Annotated in this window: 12 protein-coding genes; 2 read left to right on the top strand and 10 right to left on the bottom strand. The window is 46.6% G+C overall.

What is annotated here, in order from left to right; translation table 11 throughout:
* Positions 1 to 69: 69 nt before the first annotated feature.
* Positions 70 to 1,008: a ParA family protein gene (locus AC2215_RS19285; RefSeq protein ID WP_486811629.1), complete on the bottom strand. Its 939-nt coding sequence runs from the start codon at positions 1,006 to 1,008 to the stop codon at positions 70 to 72.
* A gap of 332 nt (positions 1,009 to 1,340) precedes the next feature.
* Here AC2215_RS19285 and rpiA point away from each other — a divergent pair, with 332 nt between their 5' ends.
* Positions 1,341 to 2,051 carry a ribose-5-phosphate isomerase RpiA gene (gene rpiA / locus AC2215_RS19280; RefSeq protein ID WP_486811628.1) on the top strand — a complete coding sequence of 237 codons (711 nt, stop codon included), beginning with the start codon at positions 1,341 to 1,343 and terminating at the stop codon, positions 2,049 to 2,051.
* 301 nt (positions 2,052 to 2,352) lie between these two features.
* Complete coding sequence (locus AC2215_RS19275; RefSeq protein WP_486811627.1) at positions 2,353 to 3,000, top strand: CheR family methyltransferase; 648 nt, start codon at positions 2,353 to 2,355, stop codon at positions 2,998 to 3,000.
* Here AC2215_RS19275 and AC2215_RS19270 read toward each other — a convergent pair.
* The 9 genes from AC2215_RS19270 to pseI all read right to left on the bottom strand — a co-directional run bounded on the left by AC2215_RS19270 (position 2,973) and on the right by pseI (position 20,498).
* Entirely contained in the window at positions 2,973 to 8,711 is a 5,739-nt protein-coding gene (locus AC2215_RS19270; protein ID WP_486811626.1) for an O-linked N-acetylglucosamine transferase family protein, read from the bottom strand. The genes AC2215_RS19275 and AC2215_RS19270 overlap by 28 nt on opposite strands.
* A gap of 78 nt (positions 8,712 to 8,789) precedes the next feature.
* Positions 8,790 to 11,651: a tetratricopeptide repeat protein gene (locus tag AC2215_RS19265; protein WP_486811625.1), complete on the bottom strand. Its 2,862-nt coding sequence runs from the start codon at positions 11,649 to 11,651 to the stop codon at positions 8,790 to 8,792.
* A gap of 24 nt (positions 11,652 to 11,675) precedes the next feature.
* Complete coding sequence (locus AC2215_RS19260; RefSeq protein WP_486811660.1) at positions 11,676 to 14,087, bottom strand: class I SAM-dependent methyltransferase; 2,412 nt, start codon at positions 14,085 to 14,087, stop codon at positions 11,676 to 11,678.
* 572 nt (positions 14,088 to 14,659) lie between these two features.
* Positions 14,660 to 15,637 carry a hypothetical protein gene (locus AC2215_RS19255; RefSeq protein ID WP_486811624.1) on the bottom strand — a complete coding sequence of 326 codons (978 nt, stop codon included), beginning with the start codon at positions 15,635 to 15,637 and terminating at the stop codon, positions 14,660 to 14,662.
* Positions 15,634 to 16,923, bottom strand: a complete 1,290-nt coding sequence (locus AC2215_RS19250) for a DegT/DnrJ/EryC1/StrS aminotransferase family protein (RefSeq protein WP_486811623.1) — start codon at positions 16,921 to 16,923, stop codon at positions 15,634 to 15,636. The genes AC2215_RS19255 and AC2215_RS19250 overlap by 4 nt, the downstream gene beginning before the upstream one ends.
* A 25-nt stretch (positions 16,924 to 16,948) precedes the next feature.
* Positions 16,949 to 17,950 carry a Gfo/Idh/MocA family oxidoreductase gene (locus AC2215_RS19245; RefSeq protein ID WP_486811622.1) on the bottom strand — a complete coding sequence of 334 codons (1,002 nt, stop codon included), beginning with the start codon at positions 17,948 to 17,950 and terminating at the stop codon, positions 16,949 to 16,951.
* A gap of 34 nt (positions 17,951 to 17,984) precedes the next feature.
* Positions 17,985 to 18,695 carry a cytidylyltransferase domain-containing protein gene (locus AC2215_RS19240; protein ID WP_486811621.1) on the bottom strand — a complete coding sequence of 237 codons (711 nt, stop codon included), beginning with the start codon at positions 18,693 to 18,695 and terminating at the stop codon, positions 17,985 to 17,987.
* Positions 18,692 to 19,264: a GNAT family N-acetyltransferase gene (locus AC2215_RS19235; protein ID WP_486811620.1), complete on the bottom strand. Its 573-nt coding sequence runs from the start codon at positions 19,262 to 19,264 to the stop codon at positions 18,692 to 18,694. The genes AC2215_RS19240 and AC2215_RS19235 overlap by 4 nt, the downstream gene beginning before the upstream one ends.
* Positions 19,265 to 19,445: 181 nt before the next feature.
* Complete coding sequence (pseI, locus tag AC2215_RS19230) at positions 19,446 to 20,498, bottom strand: pseudaminic acid synthase (protein WP_486811619.1); 1,053 nt, start codon at positions 20,496 to 20,498, stop codon at positions 19,446 to 19,448.
* Between the last annotated feature and the right edge of the window lie 12 nt (positions 20,499 to 20,510).

Genomic DNA, 20,510 nt, shown 5'->3' with positions numbered 1-20,510 from the left:
GTTGAAGCGGCGATCGATTTGCGATCGCAAAACCGATAACTGACAATTTTTTGTAGACCAAAACAACATTTAATCGAGCTTGGACAAATTCAAAGAGTTTTTCGCCGCCGGTCCTCCTCGCAGAACTGAAATTTTTTGCAACAATTCTTGGGTGACATTTCTAAAGGCTTTTGCCCCCCCACATCCGGGTTCTGTTAAGACCACCGGCTTAAAACTATCCACGGCTTTCGATACATTCACGTCCATCGGGACGGTGGTTTTAAAAATTTGAGCGGCGTTGAATTCTTGACGCACTCGCTGCATCACTTTCTGGTAGTATCGACCGGCTAAAATATTGCGCGACATGGTAAAAACAATACCAATGAGCTGCGTTTGTTCTTTGCGATCGGCTTGGTGGGTTTCAATTAACCGTTTCACTTGTCGTTCTAGCAATTGAATGCCAATGTAGGATAACGGTTCGGGTTTGGCTGGAATTAAGTAAAAGTCGCTATTGACCAAACTACTGCGAGTAATAATATTATAGCTGGGGGCGCAGTCTAAAAGAATAAAATCGTATTGGGGAACGACCGATTTTAAAATGCCTTGCAACAAGTCATCTTCAAAACTATCCCAAACCGTTTGAAAATTATTACCTGGATTGCGCATCGCCTTTTTATACATCGTTTCGGCGACGATAAAATCGTTATACAAATCGATATCTCCCGGCAAGATATCGATCCCCGTTAACGTTCCCGCATAGGGCTGAATCACATCTTCGACCCCGAGATGGTACTGGGGATCGTTGGTAATTGCTTTATGAATCAGAGATTTGAGGGTTCGCTGTTCTTTACGCAGTTTCGCGAACTCCGTCGGCGGCATCAGCGATAGAGTTGCACTAATTTGCGGATCGAGATCCACGACAAGAACTCGTTTGCCATGATCCTTTGCCAGACAAGTGGCAAGGTTGACTGTTAGTGTCGTTTTGCCAACCCCCCCTTTCATATTGGCGGTCGAAACAATATATCCCATCAGCGATTGCTCCCTTGGATAAGCTGTCTGGCTGTTGATGCACCCTTGTGCCTTATAGCGCACAAGAGAGGGCTTCTATCTTCGATTGCCCTAACCCTGGCAGTTATCCTACCAGAAAACTACGGGGGTTTGATTTGTGAGAATTCTCGCGATCTGCGAATTCCCGTTGCGTTTTCTTGAGCGGGGTTAAAGGTTAAGTGAGTGTATGTTGACCAAACAATGTTAACTTTTTTTTAGCCCAGCGCAAGTCAGTGGCGATCGCCCCATTGGATTTTGTGATTTTTGGGCGCGATCGATTTTCAATCCAAACCAATTTTTAAGGAGTATTTTGAATGAGTACGGAACAAGACCCCGTTAAATTGATGAAACAGCAGGTGGGTAAAGCCGCCGCCGATCTCGTGAAGTCGGGTTCGATCGTCGGACTGGGAACGGGGTCGACCACCGCCTACGCGATCGAATTTCTGGGCAAGCGCCTGCAATCTGGGGAACTTTCGGATATTAAAGGTATCCCCACCTCTTTTCAGGCTTCGGTTCTCGCGAAAGAGTACGGCATTCCCCTCACCACCCTCGATGAGGTCGATCGCATTGATATCGCCATCGACGGTGCCGATGAAGTCGATCCCGATAAGAACTTAATCAAAGGCGGCGGGGCGGCTCACACCCGGGAAAAAATCGTCGATGCCCTCGCCGAACAGTTCGTCGTGGTGGTAGATGCGTCCAAAATCGTCGATCGATTGGGTTCGACATTCCTGCTGCCGGTGGAAGTGCTGCCGATGGCGATGACACCGGTGATGCGGGCGATCGAAAAACTCGGAGGCAAACCCACCTTACGCATGGGCGTTAAAAAAGCCGGTCCCGTCGTCACCGATGAAGGCAACTTAGTCATCGATGTTAAGTTCGAGACCCTCGACAACCCTGCAGAAATGGAGAAAACCCTCAATAACATTCCTGGGGTGCTCGAAAACGGACTGTTTGTCGGTGTCGCCGATGTGGTTCTCATTGGGGCGATCGAAGATGGGCAGCCGGTGATTCGCCAGATGTAAGGGTTTGGGGGGAGTGAATGGACAATGGACAACGGATAATGGGCGAGTGTTTACCATCCTCCCCATCACCCGATCTCCGCGTCTCCCAACTATCCTGAGAGGGCGAAGCATTTGGATATATTAGGTATCGTTTCTGTGATGAGATGTCGCCCAAATGCTTTGCCCCTACAGTTCCCCCTCACCGCGTCCGGAGCGTCCGGAGCGTCACTGCGTCTTCTCCAACATCCCTTTCCGAATTCCGAATTCCGCATTCCGCATTCCCAATTCCCCCCGCAGCGCTATAAATGGGCGAATGATGCAAATGATACCAACCGAGACATCATTTTTCCGAGATGCGGATTTTTTCCACGCGCTCAAATCCTCTGTGTTTCCGGAGTTGTTGAAACAAGGGCGGATCGATCGCCAGTTAAACCTCTGGAGTGCGGCGTGTTCGAGCGGTCAGGAACCCTACAGCCTCGCCCTGGTGTTGCAGGCTTATTTTCCCCTACTCGCCACGTGGGAACTAGAATTTATCGCCAGCGATATATCCCTGGAAATGCTGACCAAAGCCCATCGGGGATTTTATACCCAGGCAGAAGTCGATCGCCGCTTGCCCCCGGAATTGCTAACGCGATATTTTCACCAACAGGGCAATGGCTGGCAGATCGATCCATCGATTCGATCGATGGTACAGTTTCGCCCCATTAATTTGCTCGCCCCTTGGCCCCCCCTACCACCGATGGATTTGGTCGTGATGCGCAACGTATTAATCTATTTCGACAAATCTACTCGCCGCCACATTTTGACGAGGGTGCGGCAAATCCTCAAACCCGATGGCTATCTCTTCCTCGGTTCGACGGAAACAACTTTTGGGGTCGATCCCGCATTTGAGTCGGTGAAATTCGATCGGGCGATCGGTTATCGGTTGCGTCCCGAAACGCCTCAATCTGCCCCAAACACGCCCTCGTAATCTTCAATCAACCACTCCGGCAGGCGAGTGCGCGCGTTTTGCACCTTCATCGTTCCCGGCCCGTAGTATAGCATTGCCCCGAGGAAAGCGTTTAAAGCCTGAGGATGAACGAATCCCGCCCCCTGTTGGGTGAGTTGCCCGACGAAGGGGCGATCGGATTCCGGGATAGGTTGGGTTTGAAACCCGCTTTTAAGGAAGACTCGATAGACATTACCCAGTTCTCCTTTGTAAATCGTTTCGAGTTCGGCGGTGGGTAGGCTGAGGAAATACTCCGCGAGTTGTCGCCGTAATTGAGAGAGTTCGGAGGCGATCGAAGTGTTAGACGGATCGATTTCGTAGAGGTTGACGCATCCCAACAGGCGATTGAGATCTGGGGGGGAGACTTCCGAAGATAGTTGAATTGGCCCGATCTCCGGTTTTTGACCGCAGGCAATGGTCGCACAACCCTCGTGATGGGTTAAAGCCACGCGGGCATTTTCCGCCCACACCCGATCGACTCCTGGAAAACCGGCGCGCACATCGTGCAGTGCGAGCCATCCGCCCGGTTTAACCAAGGAAAATGCAAGCTGAAAATCAGGCAACACGTCCTCATATTCATGACCGCCATCAATGAAAATAAAATCGATCTTTTGGTTGCCCACCAGTTCCGACCAACGGCTCAAAATGTCGCGAGAATAACCTTTCAGGGGAGTCACGTAGGCGTCGAGGCGATTTTTCTGGATATTGTCCGTCCAAATTTCAAAGATGTTTTCGGGAAACGATTTAGACCCTTTGAAATTCCACGGATCGATACAGTAGATTTTCCGATTCGTTCCCACACAGGCATAGGCCATCGCGACCGTCGATCGACCCTGAAACGAACCGATTTCAACAATAGTTGCATCTTCGGGCAAGGACTTCACTTTATCGAACAGGTACTTTTCTTGTCCGGGAATTAAAAATCCTTCGATCGCCTCAACGGCGTGTTTGATACTGTCATAGCTTGAAACGGGGGACGCGATAACCGATTCCACCGTCCCGTGCACCATGGCTTCAAACAGACCTTCAAACAATGCCCCCATCTTCTCCCCGTAGGCGCGACTATCCAAAAATGGCGGTGATTGTTGCATCTGCTGTTGGATTTGTTGCCGCTTCTGTTGCCGCAGTTGGGGATTACTTCCCAGGGAAACCGCCAACCGCACGTACTCCTCTTCGTTCCGGGCAATCAGATCGGGGATTTGCAACTCCCGCAACAGCGATGTCGATTGCCGACACCGCAACTCCTCCCCTTCCATCACCACCAAGGGCAAATTCACCCGCAACGGATCGAGGGCGGAAGCGGCACCGGAATAGGGGTAGGAGTCGAGATAGACATCGGCGAGTTCCAGGCATTTGCGAATATCGGCCGGACTGGGAAGGGTGCGGATGAGGACGAGGCGTTTGGCATCGATCCCGTATCGCTCGAAAACAGCTTGCATCCCGTCGTAGAAAGGTTTTTCGAGTTGGGGATGACGACCCCAGTTGGGACCGAAGGGATAGAGAACGAGGATGGAATTGGGGGTGGCGGCGAGGATTTTTGCCCAGGTATGGCGGACTTCGGGGTTGAGTTTGCGACAGTTAGCCCCGGAGATGAAGACAGTGGTTTGCGGCGTTGCCCCCCAACTAGCCCGATCGGGATCGAGCGTTGCCGGACGTTCGGATCCAAAGCGGAAGCAGAGTCCCGATCCCTCGACGGTGACGAGTTTTTCGCGGTAGTAACTCTGGGGATTTGCCGCCGGAATTGAGAGGGTTCCGGCAATGTAGTAGTCGATATGGCGCATTCCCGTAGTGACGGGTTGGGCTAGGGATACGGTTTGGATACGTGCCAATCGGTGCAGGGATAGTAGGGTGATGGGGTAAGACCGCGCAGTGATGTTGCTGCCAATAAACAGAATATCCAAATCGTCAGCGCGAATGGTTTGCACGGCGCGGTTGAGTTCGTTACCCGCTAAATCGATGCATTTATCGGCGCGATCGCGAACGAATTGTTCCGCAGCGGCATCGACAGTGGCAAGGGAATATAAATAGACCTCAAATCGAGTTCGATCGAGATACTCGAATATCGGTAAGCCGGTGAAAGTTTCGGCGCTGGGATAGAAGTTTTGGCACAGGATACCGAGGCGAATTTTACTGCGGTGGGTGGGGCGATTTCCGAAAGTATAGTCGAGTTGATATCCGTTTTGTTTTAAATAACACTCGACAATATCGGCGCGATCGGTTTCGATCTGTTTTAACGTAATTTCCGGGCTGGAATTGGCGCTGAAATAGAGCGGGGTTAAATTCGCGCTATTCACATAGGTAGAGGTGACAGAATTCCAAACGGGATTATCGGGGTTATTTTTGATGTTTTTAGAGATATAGGTCAGCCACTGGGTTAAATAGTGATAGTAGCCATCGACTTCTCCCACTTCTTTAAAGAGACGCGGAGACTCAAACATAAACACCAAATAGTCCTGGGCCAACCAATTGGGAATCGGCGCGCGCTGGTATTTGATTTCGAGTTGATGGGGATAGAAATATAAGGTGGCCGCGAGTAGCGCCCGAATCGCTTCTGGGGCGTCAAAACCTCGGGCAACGGTTGCCGAAATCTGCGCGGTTAATTTTTTCTCGGATTCCGTCAAGCTGACGTTTTTAAACCCACTATTCCACAGTTGGCGATGAACTTTCCCGATCGCCCCGGTATAAGCGGCTTCGAGTTTTTCGGCACTCAAACCCAGCCAATATTCAGCAAGCTGCTGGCGAGATTGACACAAGCCTTGAATCGTGGCTGCCTGGGATGGATTCGCCAAATATTGCTGAATTTGAGTTGCCAGAAGCTCGGAATGTGGTGCGGGAATTTCAAGAAATTGATGAGAGGGAGAATTCGATTGTAAGGCGGTTTTAATCAGTGCTTCTTCAACGCGACGGGCCATATTTGACCATGAGAATTTCTGGGCGCGATCGAGTCCTGCCAACACTAAAGCATTGCGAATCTCTAATTTTTGAACCTCACCCAGGGCATTGAGCATCCCCGCCACATCTCGTTCGCCAATATAAATCACTGCATCTCCCCCCACTTCTGGAATCGAGGATTTCCGACAGGTAATGACCGGACACCCACAAGCCATCGCTTCGAGAACGGGCAATCCAAAACCTTCGTATTGGGAGGGAAATGCTAAAGCCGTTGCCCCTGAATATGCCGCACTCAAATCCTCATCGCTGAGTTGCAGCATATGCACTTTTGTATCGCTAACATAGGATTTAAACTCTTCTTCGAGTTGATTTCCTCCGCCGGTACAAACCACTTCAAAGTCTGCTTTATTTTCCAGTTTTGAGAAGGCTTGGAAAAATAAACCCGCATTTTTGTAGCCTACTCTCATCCCCACTAGCATAAAATAGGGCTTCGAGATAGAATTCTGGCTTTTAAACCGTTCAAGTTCCTGGGAACTGGCGGGCGAAAAGATTGGATTGACGCCACAATGAGCAACGGTAATCGAGTCTTGGGAAATCTGGGGGAAAAAGCGGGTTAAATCTCTTGCCGTACTCTCAGAAATGGTAATATATGATGTTCCATGTTCGAGACCGTATTTCTTCTCCCGCCACATGGGATTATTGGGATCGTACCCGGCAATTTCGGGAATCATGTCATAGGCCATGAACACCGAAGGCGTTGTGACTGGCGTGGTGTAGTACGAGGAAACGAAAACATCGATTTTATTTTCATCGCAAATTGTCTGAAGCATTTTGCGATCGGCTTCGGTATTACTATAGTCGTATCTGGGGGCATCAATGTATTGAATTCCGGGAATTTTCGGGGCCGTTTTACCGCGATCGAGTACGAAAACTTGTCGGGCAAAATCTTCCGTTGCCCACTCTTCTAAAAGCGATCGCCACAAGCGAGCAATTCCGGTTTGATAGAGTTGAAAGAAAACTGCATCAAATAATACTTTAACTTGCTGTTTTTGGGTTAATGCTTCATATTTTTTTTCAGATTTTATGTCGGGCGTTATCGAAGTTCGAGTTTGGTTTATTTTAGCAATCGCCGCTTGATAGTCGCGCTGAATCAGTGAAGGTCGAGGTGATGCGGGTGGTTGGTAGCGAATAACTTGCTCAAATAGAGAAGCAGAAATATTTTTGTCGGTTAATAGATGTAAATTAGCACCGTTTGAATACAGATTTAAATTAAAATTTTTAGCAATAATTGATAGTGATTTTGGAGTATAAAGGGCAATATGCTGACCTTCGTGAGTTGCATAGTACCACCACTGTTTTATTTTAGGATTCTGACTTGGTAAAAGTTCGGTGCTAAATAAAATATTTCGAGAAAAACTGAGCAATCGTTCGATTTCTGAAATCGGATCGACAAAATGCTCGAATAGCTCAAAAGCAGTTACCAGTTCAAAGGTGTGCGTTCCCGCTTCTTTAACTTCAAATCCGCGCGCGAGCAAATTGGAGGCATATCGATCTTCCCAATAAAAATCAAACCCCAAATCTCGCATCAAGCGCACGAATAAACCGTATCCCCCGCCATAATCGAGAAATTTCCCGCCTGAATCGAATAGGTTTAATAATAAGTTACTGACGATTTTCGAAAACATCTGATTCCGCATCACCAAACCCACATCGCTACTGGCGATCGCACTCGAATACGCCTCTTCTAGCCAATAGGGTTTTTCCGTTTGTACGAAACCGCAATTCGAGCATTGAAAGTAATTCACCTCATACTTTTGCAGCAGTCGAGCGCGATCGAAAGAATGAGAAACCGAACCGCAAATTTTACAAAGCTCGAGTGGTGAAGTTTGGCTTTGATATCCGGCTTGTTTCGGAGAAAACTGAATGGGTTGAGAATCTCCACTATACATATTTTTTTCGGTAAAACTATCCGCTGCAATATTTTGAGAAACTGAGGTCGGATGAATGAGGGGAAACGTCATCGCTTCGACTTTTAGATTCGTAAAAGGCGTCACCACTTTGGTATGAGTTGCATCTTCCCGAAAGCCAATATTTGAAACTAGATTGACTCTCGGTAAAATAATTAAGCCATTGCGATACCAACAGGCAAATACCCAGGCATAATCCCAGGTATTAAATCCTTCGTAAGCATTTTGAAAAATTCTCGACCAATATTGAAAGGCTCGATCGCTCTGTTGTCGATTGCCTAACCCATTTGTTTCTCTAACTTGAGGCCATCGCTTCATATCGAGGTCGTAAAACTTCCAAGCACGCCGCCAAGTTGCCCACCCCCAAATGTGCATATAGGATGAGAAATAGTAACTCGATTCTATTTGTTGCCGTCCCAATTGAAAATTATCACCAGAAATTGCCATAATGCGATCGTCATCGCGATATCGCTCTAGCAACTCTTCACAAAACTGAAAAAAAGTGGAGTGTGGCAAGCAATCATCTTCTAAAATAATTGCTTCTTCAACGGTTTCAAAAACCCAATTCAAGCCACTCGAAACACGCTGGCGACACCCTAAATTTGTATCGGCGTAATTTTTAATAACTTGGCAATCCCAATCCACGAGATCGATAATTGCCCTAGCTGCAGCGCACTTTTCGGCTTCTCCGGGTCTATCTGCTCTCGGTCCATCAGCAACCACTAACAGTTTCGGAGGTTTTGCTTGACGAATTGTTTCAAAAACCTGCGCCGTGGTGTCGGGTCGGTTAAATATTAGCAGCGCAACCGGTGTTTTTAATTGCCATAGGGTCATTGCAGTTGCTGGGTTCAAGAGTGGCGAGGGTTTCTGGTTTTAGAGCGTAACACGGGAGCGATCGCTCTGCAATCGCCGCTATGGGGTTTGCATTTTTGCCAGTTCCGGTTGCAGTTGAATCGCTTTGTCTTCGTAATAGCCGGCTTCCTGCTCTCGACCTTGCTGTTTCAAAACAACACTCATATTTAAGTAGACACCGGCTAAATTGGGATTTAGTTGAATCGCTTTGTAATAGCAAGCGATCGCTTTATCGAACTGATTTTGAAGATAGGCGATACTCCCTAAATTTGCATGGGCTTCGGCAAAATCGGGTTTGAGTTGGATGGCTTTTGTATAGGCTCGAATGGCTGCCTCTGCTTGACCCTTTGCTTGAAATGCATTACCCAGAGTTTTATAGATTTCGGCGGAGTTGGGTTGAGTTTTGAGGGCTTCGTAGCACTGAGCGATAGTGTGGTCTGGATTATTGTTATTAATACTCGGCGCATTCCCTTGAGGATGAGATTGAGGGGTCTGCACCGTAATCCTAGGGGTATTCTTCACCAATCCTGACGGCGTTAACTTCCAAGTGGCATCGGAAATATAGCCAATGCCGCCGTAACCCATGCCTTTGGGAAATGCTCCTCCCGCCAGTTCGTGATTTCGCTGGGCTTCAATTCCTTTCCAGGCTTGAGTTTGCCCCCCAGAAAGATGTCCGTAATTATGATTTTGGTGAATGGCGGTAATGACTTGCGTCGCATCAATCACCGGTTTTCCCGCAGCTAGAGCGCGGTACACCATGGCAATATCCCAAGCTGCTCGTCCGACGGCAAATGGGGGAATATCAGACCACAAATTCTTGGTAAAAATAAAGTAATCGATCGCGCAATCCGCTTCGAGTTTACCTTGTTGGGCAACCAGTCCTCCCAAGCCTTTTTCCCAATTAGGATTGGCAAAGTTAATCGGACCGGGAATATCGAAGTTATGGCGCTGTCCGACGATGAGATACTCTTCAAACTGCGCTGCAACTTTTTCGATCGCCGATATCAAATCGCTCAAGAAAATAATATCGGCATTGGTATACATTAAAACTGAATTTTTTGCCGAAATTTGAGCGATATTAAATAATCCCTGAATGGTTGGCGTACCGTACTCGTTGCGATTGACTTCGGGGAGATAGTTTAATCCCAATTCTTGCGAAATTTCAGCAACACCCGCTTCCTTTCCCAGTAGTATGACTTCGGGTTTGGGGTTCAGCATCGTCCAGCTTTGAATGGCATTGCGCTGAATCATCCCCGGATGTCCCTGAAAAGGCTTAGTAGTGGTAAAAATCGTTAAACCTTGTAAGGATTTAGAAGGAGTGGAAGTCGATGGTTTTATGGGTCGTTCGACTTGAGAAGATAAACGAGCCAACATCAATTTTGCTTCAGTAAAATTAGGAACAGTTTGTAAGACCGTTTGAAGGGATTTTTGAGCCAGCTCGATCGAACCCACTTTTTCGTAAGCATTCGCCAAATACCAAGAGACGCGCCAATGGTTGCATCCCAACTCGATCGCTCCCTTAAATTCGGAAATCGCTTGTGAATATTGTTGTTTTTCTCGTGCAATTAAACCCGACCACAATCTCAAATTTCCATCATTGGGATAGTGCGATCGATAATTTAAAACCCCACCACCACCGGGATTACACATAATGGGTGGAGACATGGCGATTTGGCGATCGGCATCAAACAGTTCCTGAATATTTTGCGAGTGCAAACTCACAGAAAAGTGCGAGGCACGATCTCCTAAAGACTCAACAAATAACTCCGCCGCAGAAGGAGCATTTCCAATTAAGTCTTGCAGCGTCACTGCTTGGTGAAGTAACTTTTCCCCCACCGGTACACCCCAAATTCGCCGACGCTTGGGTTGCTGCATCAATTTTTCGTAAATGATATTGAGCTGTTTTGCCGCATTTTCCGCTCCAAAATGTTGTTGCGCATACTCCCTGGCATTACGTCCCAATCTCGATCGTTCTTCGGGATGATGGTAGAGATATTCGATCGCTTCTTTGTATTCTTTTTCGCTATTAACGATTAACCCCGTTTGCTGGTGAATGACCGTTCGTTGCGCGCCACCGTGGGCAAAAATCACCGGCGGGATTCCTGCATACATCACCTCTTGCAGGACTAATTCAGCGGTTGAGTAATTATTTTCACATAGGGGATAACCAAAGACATCAAACACTTCGATCGCCGATCGAATATCTTCAACATAGCCACGCAACTCGAATCGTTCTGCCACTCCTAATTGATGGGCTTGTTGGCGTAGATGATTCCACGCTCCACCACTCCCCCAGACGAGAAAACGCACGTTGGGAATGTCGATCTGAGCGCTCATAGGTACGTATCGAGGATGCATTTTGACAAAGTCAACCATCCCGATATAGCCCACATTAAAAGTGGGGTGAGGAGACATCTGGAAATTGGCGAGTCGATCGAAGTCGGTTGAGTCATAGACCATACCGGTCTTCTTCGCCTTGACCTCAGAAGATAATCCTTGAAAAACGGGAATATCCTGAGTATACGGGCTTGAAGCCAGGGCAAAATCAACTAAATCGATGACTTGTTTCGTCACGATCTGCGGGGGGAAATCTCCTGCAACGTGAAACCAAGCCAATAATCGCATTGCGGGTAAATTGGAGTGGAGAAGTTCGTAAATTTCCGGATTGTTCCAAAAATGAATTTGGACGAGATCGGACTTTTCAATCGCTGTTTGAATTCTTGAACGTTCGGGAGCATTAAAAATTGTCATTCCCGATTTTTGAGCAATGTCAATTGCTTCCGGTTCGGCGGGCAGTAGAGAAACGACTGTATGTCGTATATTGCTTAGCTTTGAGGAATACTTTGCCGTCGCCATCAACGAGCGAGCGGCTCCTCCTCGGCTCAGGTGCTGAATAATATGTAAGATTTGAATCGTTTTCATAAGGCTTCCATCTACTTGAAGTCGCTAGAGCGGTTTGCGATAGACTCGCAAGGTTGAAGAGACACCCGGAATAATGGGTAAACTCGCATCGGTGGAAGCTGGATCGGTTGGATAAAGCAAGGGAATATTCAGAACTTCACAGCCATAAGTCGCTTCCATGACTTCTTGACAGGCTTGGCGAATCCCCGGCTCGTTACCTGCATGATGGAATAAAATTGAGTCTTGATTTTCGAGATCGAGTGGTGGTAAATAATCGTGGAATACCATCAGACCGCCGGGGGCTAGAAGTGGGAAATAGTCGATGATATCTCGCCGTACTCCTTCATAGGTATGGTCGCCATCGATAAACATAAAAGTTGGCAAATTTCCATCTCGATCGAAAAATTGTTTGAGGTGAGGTATGGCTTGATGGGAAAACATTCGCAGATGCCGAACATCATTTTGAAGATATTGAAGCACTTGGTACAACTGAGGCAAACCACCGGGATCGATCGAAATGCCCTGCACGGATGGAGTCATTCGCTTGAGCGCTTTACAAATTAGAAGTAGCGAGCCTCCTGCCCACGAGCCAATTTCGACAAAACGAAAAGGTGACGGAAGTCGAGGTAAAAGCTCGCGCAAAGCATAATAGAGTTGGAAGCGCTCGTTAATTGACATTTGACTTTGAATGCCATAGTTCGTTGAATCGTCTTCAGTAAAGTTTTTGACGAGTTCTAAATTGAGGATGGAGTTAACCCGATGGCGATCGGGTTTCTGGAACCAAACACTCATGGCATCGATCGCCTTCAAATCAAACTGTATCTGGCGTTTTGCTGCTAATTCTTGTAATACCCGGTGGCTTCCTCCAAAATCACGACCTCGATCGATTTGAATTAAAGCGTCGTTGGCGATGTGAGGGTAGAGAATATCTAGGAGCGTTTTGGCGATCGAATCATCTTCGATATTTAGATGCATTAATGCCAGCACGCCGACAATGTATTGCATCTTGGGAACGGTTTCTCGAATGTTTCCCGTGATGGGTTTCACGATGTCGTTTATCCCCAATTTCGCGCAGATTTCGCGCACTTGTCCTGCGGAGTTTGTTGTATAACTCTCCCCCTCAAATGCATACACCCAACGCTGTTGTTTGCTGTGGCGTTTAATGACCGCTGCCATTAAAACTGCGGCCCCCCCGTCTATTCCTAGCTCAATAAAATTACCGGGAATATTTTGCTCGCAAACTTGCTTAGCTCGGGAAAATAGAGAATACAAACTGGCATCGCTTAAGGATGTTTGGGAACGAATAACCGGTAACAGTTCCTGAAATTCGGCATCGTCAATTACAAGTTCGGGGACGGGTTGAAGTTCGTCGAGTAATCCCCGTGCTTTCTGATGAGCCGGCAGAACACTTAACAGCGTTTGTAGCGTTTTAATCGCTTCTTCGGTTCGTTCCAGACGAGCTAAAGCTACGGCTTTTCCATATTGGAGTCCGGGAACCTTCGGTTGAGCGGCGATCGCTCGATCGAATAAATTTAACGCAATCTCTGGATGTTGATTAACATTAAGTTCTTCGAGTGCTTGATTGACTACTAAATCTACCGTAATCTTTGGCTGAATTTTCACCCCTTTAAACTTCCCCTCATAAATTCCTAATGCTTCATAATATTTAAATGGAATCCCCCAGGTACTGAAGTAATATCCATACATCAGAGCCGCTGTTTTATCTTTTGGCAGTAGCTCGGAATAGAGCATCTCGACCAGTTCTTCGTGAGTTTTTGGGTTGTAGGTTCCGCCTAAATTTCGATAAAACGATTGACCGGCTAAGATAGACGGAATGCCCCAATACACCGCTTCAATTCCCATCGTCGATCCAAATGTCACCACTTTCGATGCATTTTTGAGAAGCGTGTAACTACTGACAGGACTATCGGGTGGAATCACCGTTAAGTTTTTAAATTTGAGAGAATTAATTTGGTTAATTTGTTTATTTTTCACATTTTTGAGATTCGGGTGAACTCTCAAATAGAGGTGAATGAGATCGTCCTCTCCAATAGATTCGATGATTTTTATCAAGCCTTCATATTGACTTTCATAAAGTGGATTTTCCCACTGGTCGCCAATGGAAGTAAACTCATCTTCAGAGCTACTAAAAATTGCAATATTGATTCGGCTATTTTTCCAGTTGTCTGGTAATAAATTGTCTTGTTGGTCTTTAGTAAACGAAAACCAGGTATGCGAAATTCCTTTGTCTCGATCTAGAAAGAAGCTCGCAGCTATTTTTTCTGCTTCAAGACTTCCTGTTGATTCACGCCAGGATTCTTTGATTAAAGATTCGGCATAAGATATATCGTGAGGTAATGTATTTTTCCACAATCCATAATGATTGAGCGTTCGACTTTTTTCATGTAGCAAACACTCAATTTCCTGACTTTGACAAGCTCTAAAAGCCGCACGCATTGAGGCATAGCGACCATTGTAAACATAAACTCGATCGAATTTTTCAGCCAGTAAGTGATTTTGAACCGATCGATATACAATCAGAGCTGCCTGCATTAATCGAACGATGACGTCTCGATACTGGTCGATATCGGGTTCTGGCTCTCGAATTGCCGAAATTAATGAAGAGAGAGTTGCAAAGCCAATATCAAAGTTTTCAATCTTAAAGCTTTTTAATTCTGAGGTCTTTGAGAAATCTGTCTTTAGCGATTTTAATTCTTCTTTGTTTTGTGGAGTGAGATTGTATATCGACTTGGTTTCTACTGGTTTTGATAAAAATTTTAAGCCTTCAATGCGTCTGGAGATACAGTTTAAGCATTGATGAATGTGATGTGATAAGTTTACATCACAAGCTACTAGATTACCATTACAGCCTAAAACCGTAACTCTATCTCCAGAATCTAGATGTTTTTGAATAATTTCTAGCTCCGTTTCAAAATGAGGGGTGTTAATTGCATAAGGGGCTAAAACGAGTATATTCATTTTCGATCGATAAAAAAAAATATATAGTTTTGTTTTAGATCGTAGACATTCTATTTACATAATTGATATATATTTTCTCTTGCAAATTTATGTTGTTCGATAAATTTTTTTCCTGGATTGTCATTATTTTGCTTGAGATCTTGCAAAAATAGCCGAATTTGACGAGAAGAACTTAACGGTATTGTCAGTCTCCATTGATTCGTTGCCAACGTATCATTGACCCCGATGACGATACTGCCAACTGGAATGCCCATAAAAGCGGCCTCAATTAGAATAGTTGACGTAATACCCAAAACGCAATCCTGCTGACGTAAAGTGGATAGTACATCAGTACTTTCATCGATCGCAAATGGCAGTCCCGAGCGCTCGAGCAACTTCAGTGAAGCCGGGCATTGACCTTGACGGGGATGAAATCGAACGAGCAATTGTTTAAGGGGTTTGTAGTCGCTTAAGACTTCAATCAGCGTTTGGAGAATTTCGACTTCATTGGCATTCGGCTGAGAGGCAAAAAACAGAAACTGTGGTCGCTGTACTTGCTGCTTCAGAGGCTTTTTTCTTTCAATCAACCAAGAAAAATAGGGCTGTCCGACGACACGAATTCGACTCTCAGGTAGCCCATCCTCCATCATTTCCCGAGCGCACTCTTCATCAATGGCGGTGATGAGATCGGGAAGAATGAGTTCCGCATTTGGAACATCGGACGCTTGAAAACGCTGGCGGTAGTTTGCCCAGTAGTCGATCAGGGCGATACTGGGAATTCCTTGCTGCTTTGCCCAGAGAATTGTGTCTCGTTCAAATCGATCGGACTGCGACGTTCCCGTCACTAAAACATCGCCATTGAGTCGAGAAAATAGCGCTTGGTGTTCTCCTGAAACTGGCGTGCAAGGAACGCCGAGGCGTTGAAACTGACGGATCGCTGGACCTTTTGCATAGGCTTCTACCGTTGTTTGAGTCGAGCGTAACGTTTCCACCGTTGCAGCGACTGCATTTGCGCCTCCGGGATCGTGGGCGATCGCAAGAACCTTCATGAAACTTGTCCTTGGCTCAACTCCTCCGCGTGAGCGAGTACTTTGGCCACAGCTTCCACAAATCGATCGACGAGTTCGATTCCTCCTGGCATTTGAATGAGAGTTGTATAAGACAGGGTTTCTCCATAAGCCATTTCTGCTCTCGGACAGGTTCGGGTTGAATGAGCGATCCTCGCTTTTCCCTCTTGCTGAAGCTTCTGGAACAAAGGTAGGCGATATAGAGGACGAACGTATCGTCCAGCAATGGGACATCCTTCCGCTTGCAAGGCTTGGACGAATCGATCGCGCGACAGACCTGCTTTTTGAGGATCGATCCAAATGGGATAGGTATAGTAAACGTGGCGATCTCCAGGAGCAACTCGATCGGTTCGTAACGCTGGAAACTCCGATAAACGTCGATCGAGCGCTCGCGCAATTTCAATTCGCGGTGCGGTCAATTCTTCAAGGCGTTGGAGTTGAACTTGGGCGATCGCCGCTTGAAGTTCTGTGAGACGGTAGTTGTAGCCGACAATATCAACATCTTCGTACCAATCTTCAGCCTCGATCGCATTTTCACCATGATTGCGAACCAATGCCACTCGTCGTGCTAAGCGATCGTCATCGGTGACGACGATTCCCCCTTCCCCGCACTGAATGGTTTTATGACAGTTGAGACTGAATACCCCTAAGTGAGCGATCGTCCCCAGCAAGCGTCCCTGATGCTTTCCGGCGGGTGCTTGAGCGTTGTCTTCAATCAAAATCAAACCCGCTCTATCCGCTATCTCTCGCAACCGAATCACCTGTGCGGGTCCCCCAAACAGGTTGACGGCAACGATTGCTTTAGTGCGCTCGGAAATCGCTCGTTCGACGGCTTCTGGATCGATACAGCACGTTGCTTCTTCTCGATCGACAAAGACCGGTATCCCGTTCGCCATGACCACTGCCGTTGCCGTGGCGGACATGGTTTGAGACGGCACGATGACCTCGTCTCCCAAGCCCACTCCAGCGGCTACCACTGCTGCGTGTAAGCCACTCGTCGCCGAGTTGACGCTCAAGGCATGCCGTACTCCGAAGTATTGGGCCCACTGAGTTTCCAAGGTGCGGACTTGTTCGCCACCCATAAAATAGGGACTTGCAGCACCGATGTAATCAGATAGGATGCCGGTTTCCAATACCCGAAGCGCCGCCTCTGTCTCCCGATGGCTGGTGCTGATGTACCGAGGTAAGGGTTCGGGAAAAACTTTAGAACCCCCGAGTAATGCTGGTTTGTTGCCGATGGAGATCGTCAAGTCCTCTGTTCGAGTCATTAAAGTCCTCTGTGCGAGTCATTAATTAACTAATGTTAAGGCTTGATGGGGGACTTGGAACGTTTTTGCCTCTAACCATTTCCACAACCTGGAGTGCGCGAACGCCATCTTCCCCAGAACAGGTGGGGTCTCCAGCAAACTGTGCCAGTTGCACGGCCTCCGTCACCGCGCCCAAGAGATGTCCCTCTAATCCCGCAGTACAAATCGTTTCGGGTTCGCTTAAACCTTTGAAACCAGACCAGACACTGGGTTGAGATTTTTGAAAGATGACCTGTTGACCGCTCGCATAATATCTGACCAGACCCCCAGTTCCCCAGATTTCTCCTTCTCCGATGGAGTATCCCGTATCGCGCACAGAAATCAGATAAGCCGTTAATCTATTCTTCCACACCAAGGCGATCGATTCGGCCCGATCGCTTTCACGAATGGCAGGAGCTTCTAAGGAATAAGCTCGATCGACCGGACCCAATAAGGTGAGGAGCAAGTCAATCCAATGAGTGCCATTATGCTGCAAGCCGCCGTTGTAACGCAAGCAAGCTCCCTGTAGGGTTCCGAGGATACTATCTGGCTGAGTTAAATGTTTCAAAGTCCGCAGCATCGGAGTCCAACGACGGGAATAGTTAGTTATCAGAGTGCAGTTGTGGAGCGCGCACTCAGAAACCATCGTAGAAGCTTGTGCAACCGTTTGTGCCAAGGGCTTTTCGCAGAGAATGACACGCGCTCTCCAACTCAAGGCTGCGGTGACTCCCTCTTGGTGGAGTGGAGTCGGACTGCATACAGAGACGACATCTAGTTGAGTTCGATCGGGAACATCCGCAAGACTGGCAAAAACCCGTGCATCTGGGAAGCGATTTTGAAACGCCTGACGAGCATCGGGATTGGGATCGACCCCTAAAGAGATCGTTACGTTAGAAATACGATGGTAAGCTTCGGAATGGCTGAGGGGATCGCCCGCAGATGAGATCCCAAATTGATGACCGATTTTTCCTAAGCCGATAATCCCAATCCTCACATTCATCTCGTTCATTTGACTTCAGCTTTTTTGTCTTGGCAGATTTTACCTAGAAATCAATCCAACTCTGCTGTTTGGCATAGTTGAGAATATCGATCGTTGTAAACTCAGGATTTACCGGATAGAGAGCTTCAAAAATTGCTTGAATGCGATCGTAATCTTCTGGATAATCTAAAGTGATTCGGAAAAAAGGATTGCTCAAACCGGGAGGGGCAATAATATCCAAACGTTTATATTTTTCTGGATGCCGCCGAACGTACCAACCTACGTGTTCGCGAAAAGGTTCGACGGTCGCAAATTGAAGCGTTTGTGCTAGGGTTTTCCAAGATAAAACAATGAGATCCAGCCCCAGCGGAAAAGAGCGAACTTCACAGTTTGTCACGCAATCTACATTAGGGAATGCCGAGATAAAGGCGCAAATATGTTGGTCGATAACATACGGATCGATTAAGGGACAATCTCCAGTCAACAGAACGCTCACATCGGCTTGATACTGTCTTCCTGCCTCGACCACTCGTTCGAGTACGTTATCTTCAGAACCCCGAAAGTAAGAGATGTTGTGTTTTTCGCAAACAGTTACGATTTCATCATCCCGATCTCGATCGGTGGTCGCGACAACCACTTCATCAAGATACCGAGCGCGACGAACTCGCTCGACCATTAATAGCAGCATCGGCTTCCCGACAGCTTCTTTGAGCACCTTTCCTGGAAGGCGTGAAGACCCCATTCGAGCTTCAATCGTTGCGACAATCCGAGTCATAGATTTCGAGCGTCTTCACTCTTTCGATTCATCAACCAATCCGACTGTAATAAACTCAAATTAATACAGTCAAGATATTCCCCTTCACAAAAATAGGCTTGACGAGCCATTCCTTCGCGGATAAAGCCAACTTTTTCAAAGGCACGAATACAGCCTATATTTTTAATAACAGCTCCTGCATAAAGGCGATGCAAGTTTAATCGCAGAAAAGCATGAGAGACCATCAACTGAATCGATTTAGTTCCAATTCCTTGACCCCACACATCTTTTTCGCCAATGATAATGCCAACTTCTGCCGATCTGAAAATAGGATGAATGCGATGAATACCAATGTTTCCAACATGGCGATTATCGTCTTGTAAAATAATGGCTAAAACTAGGTCGGTTTTACTATGACTTACAGATTCATAATATTTTTCCATCGCTTGGGATGTATTGGGAAAAATGCCATGCTGAGTCCATCGGGTTACTTCTCGATCGTTAAACCAATTGAAGTAATTACCTACCAGATCTTCGGGTTCTATTTTTCGAAGATAGATGCTATTGCCCGTGATAAATTTCTGCTTCAATTTTAAATAAAATCGATTATTTTGATTTATTAAAGTTTATGTTTTACTTTTAGTTCTTGATAAAAATGAGAAAGCTTAAATTATTTGAATAATCAGCTAAATCGATGTACGATTCATCGAAAAAATTATCAATCGTTAACCATTTAATTAATTCATAAATTATTCATCTTTTGAAAAAGACTTAAATAATGAGAGACCAATTAATTGGAGTTCCTTTTTTGATACTTCGGTGAATTTGTTTGCCTAGCAAAACGTCATAATACTTAGATGGCAATCCTAAACCCGGACGTATCGCTTTTAGATTCTCTGGGGTGAATACATCACCCGCGTTCATATCTTTCGACACGTAAAGAGAACGCCGAAACACAAGGGAATCTTTTTCGACATCCGTCGGTCCGTATTGCACGGTTCCCAACGCCTGCCAAGCTCTTTGGGTTTCAACTACCAGTTGCTGCATTTCTTCGGGTTCCATGGAAAACGCCGAGTCCACGCCACCATCCGATCGTCGCAGGGTAAAGTGTTTCTCGATTACTGTAGCACCCAACGCGACGCTAGCAACAGCAACACCGATTCCCATCGTGTGGTCTGAGAGACCCACCTGAACGTCGAAGAGTTCTCGCAAGTGAGGAATTGTCAAAATATTCGTGTTTTCGGGTGTTGCGGGATAGGTACTGGTGCATTTGAGCAGTACCAAGTCATTACAGCCGGCTTCCCGCGCCGTTCTGACGGTTTCGTCTAATTCGGCAACAGTTGCCATTCCCGTAGAGATAATCATCGGTTTGCCGGTACTGGCCACTTTGCGAATCAGAGGTAAATCGCTATTTTCAAACGAAGCAATTTTGTAGCAGGGAACGTTGAGGGATTCGAGGAAATCGACAGCCGTGGCATCAAAGGGAGTACTAAAACCGATGATTCCTAATTCTTTACATCGATCGAATATGGGTTGGTGCCATTCCCAAGGGGTATAGGCTTGTTGGTACAATTTATAGAGAGAATTTCCCTGCCAGAGACTATTGGGATCGTCGATATAAAACTCTCCTTCGTCGAGATCCAACGTCATGGTCTCAGCAGTATAAGTCTGAAGTTTAAGCGCGTGTGCGCCAGCTTTTGCTGCGGCTTCGACAATTTCTAAAGCTCTTTCAAGAGATTGATTGTGATTGCCTGACATTTCGGCAATGATGAAAGGAGAGTCATTACGACTAATCGTTTTATTGAGAATTTTAATATTTTTCATAGGATGTGTGCT

The sequence above is a fragment of the Zarconia sp. genome (assembly GCF_057467645.1).
Note: the sequence above shows the minus strand (reverse complement) of the source record. Positions and strands in the feature narration are given on the sequence as shown.

Bases quoted from the DNA above. Each gene is read 5' to 3' on its own strand.
- AC2215_RS19285 (WP_486811629.1), bottom strand. From the start codon at position 1,008: ATGGGATATATTGTTTCGACCGCCAATATGAAAGGGGGGGTTGGCAAA.
- rpiA (WP_486811628.1), top strand. From the start codon at position 1,341: ATGAGTACGGAACAAGACCCCGTTAAATTGATGAAACAGCAGGTGGGT.
- AC2215_RS19275 (WP_486811627.1), top strand. From the start codon at position 2,353: ATGATACCAACCGAGACATCATTTTTCCGAGATGCGGATTTTTTCCAC.
- AC2215_RS19270 (WP_486811626.1), bottom strand. From the start codon at position 8,711: ATGACCCTATGGCAATTAAAAACACCGGTTGCGCTGCTAATATTTAAC.
- AC2215_RS19265 (WP_486811625.1), bottom strand. From the start codon at position 11,651: ATGAAAACGATTCAAATCTTACATATTATTCAGCACCTGAGCCGAGGA.
- AC2215_RS19260 (WP_486811660.1), bottom strand. From the start codon at position 14,087: ATGCGTGCGGCTTTTAGAGCTTGTCAAAGTCAGGAAATTGAGTGTTTG.
- AC2215_RS19255 (WP_486811624.1), bottom strand. From the start codon at position 15,637: ATGAAGGTTCTTGCGATCGCCCACGATCCCGGAGGCGCAAATGCAGTC.
- AC2215_RS19250 (WP_486811623.1), bottom strand. From the start codon at position 16,923: ATGACTCGAACAGAGGACTTGACGATCTCCATCGGCAACAAACCAGCA.
- AC2215_RS19245 (WP_486811622.1), bottom strand. From the start codon at position 17,950: ATGAACGAGATGAATGTGAGGATTGGGATTATCGGCTTAGGAAAAATC.
- AC2215_RS19240 (WP_486811621.1), bottom strand. From the start codon at position 18,695: ATGACTCGGATTGTCGCAACGATTGAAGCTCGAATGGGGTCTTCACGC.
- pseI (WP_486811619.1), bottom strand. From the start codon at position 20,498: ATGAAAAATATTAAAATTCTCAATAAAACGATTAGTCGTAATGACTCT.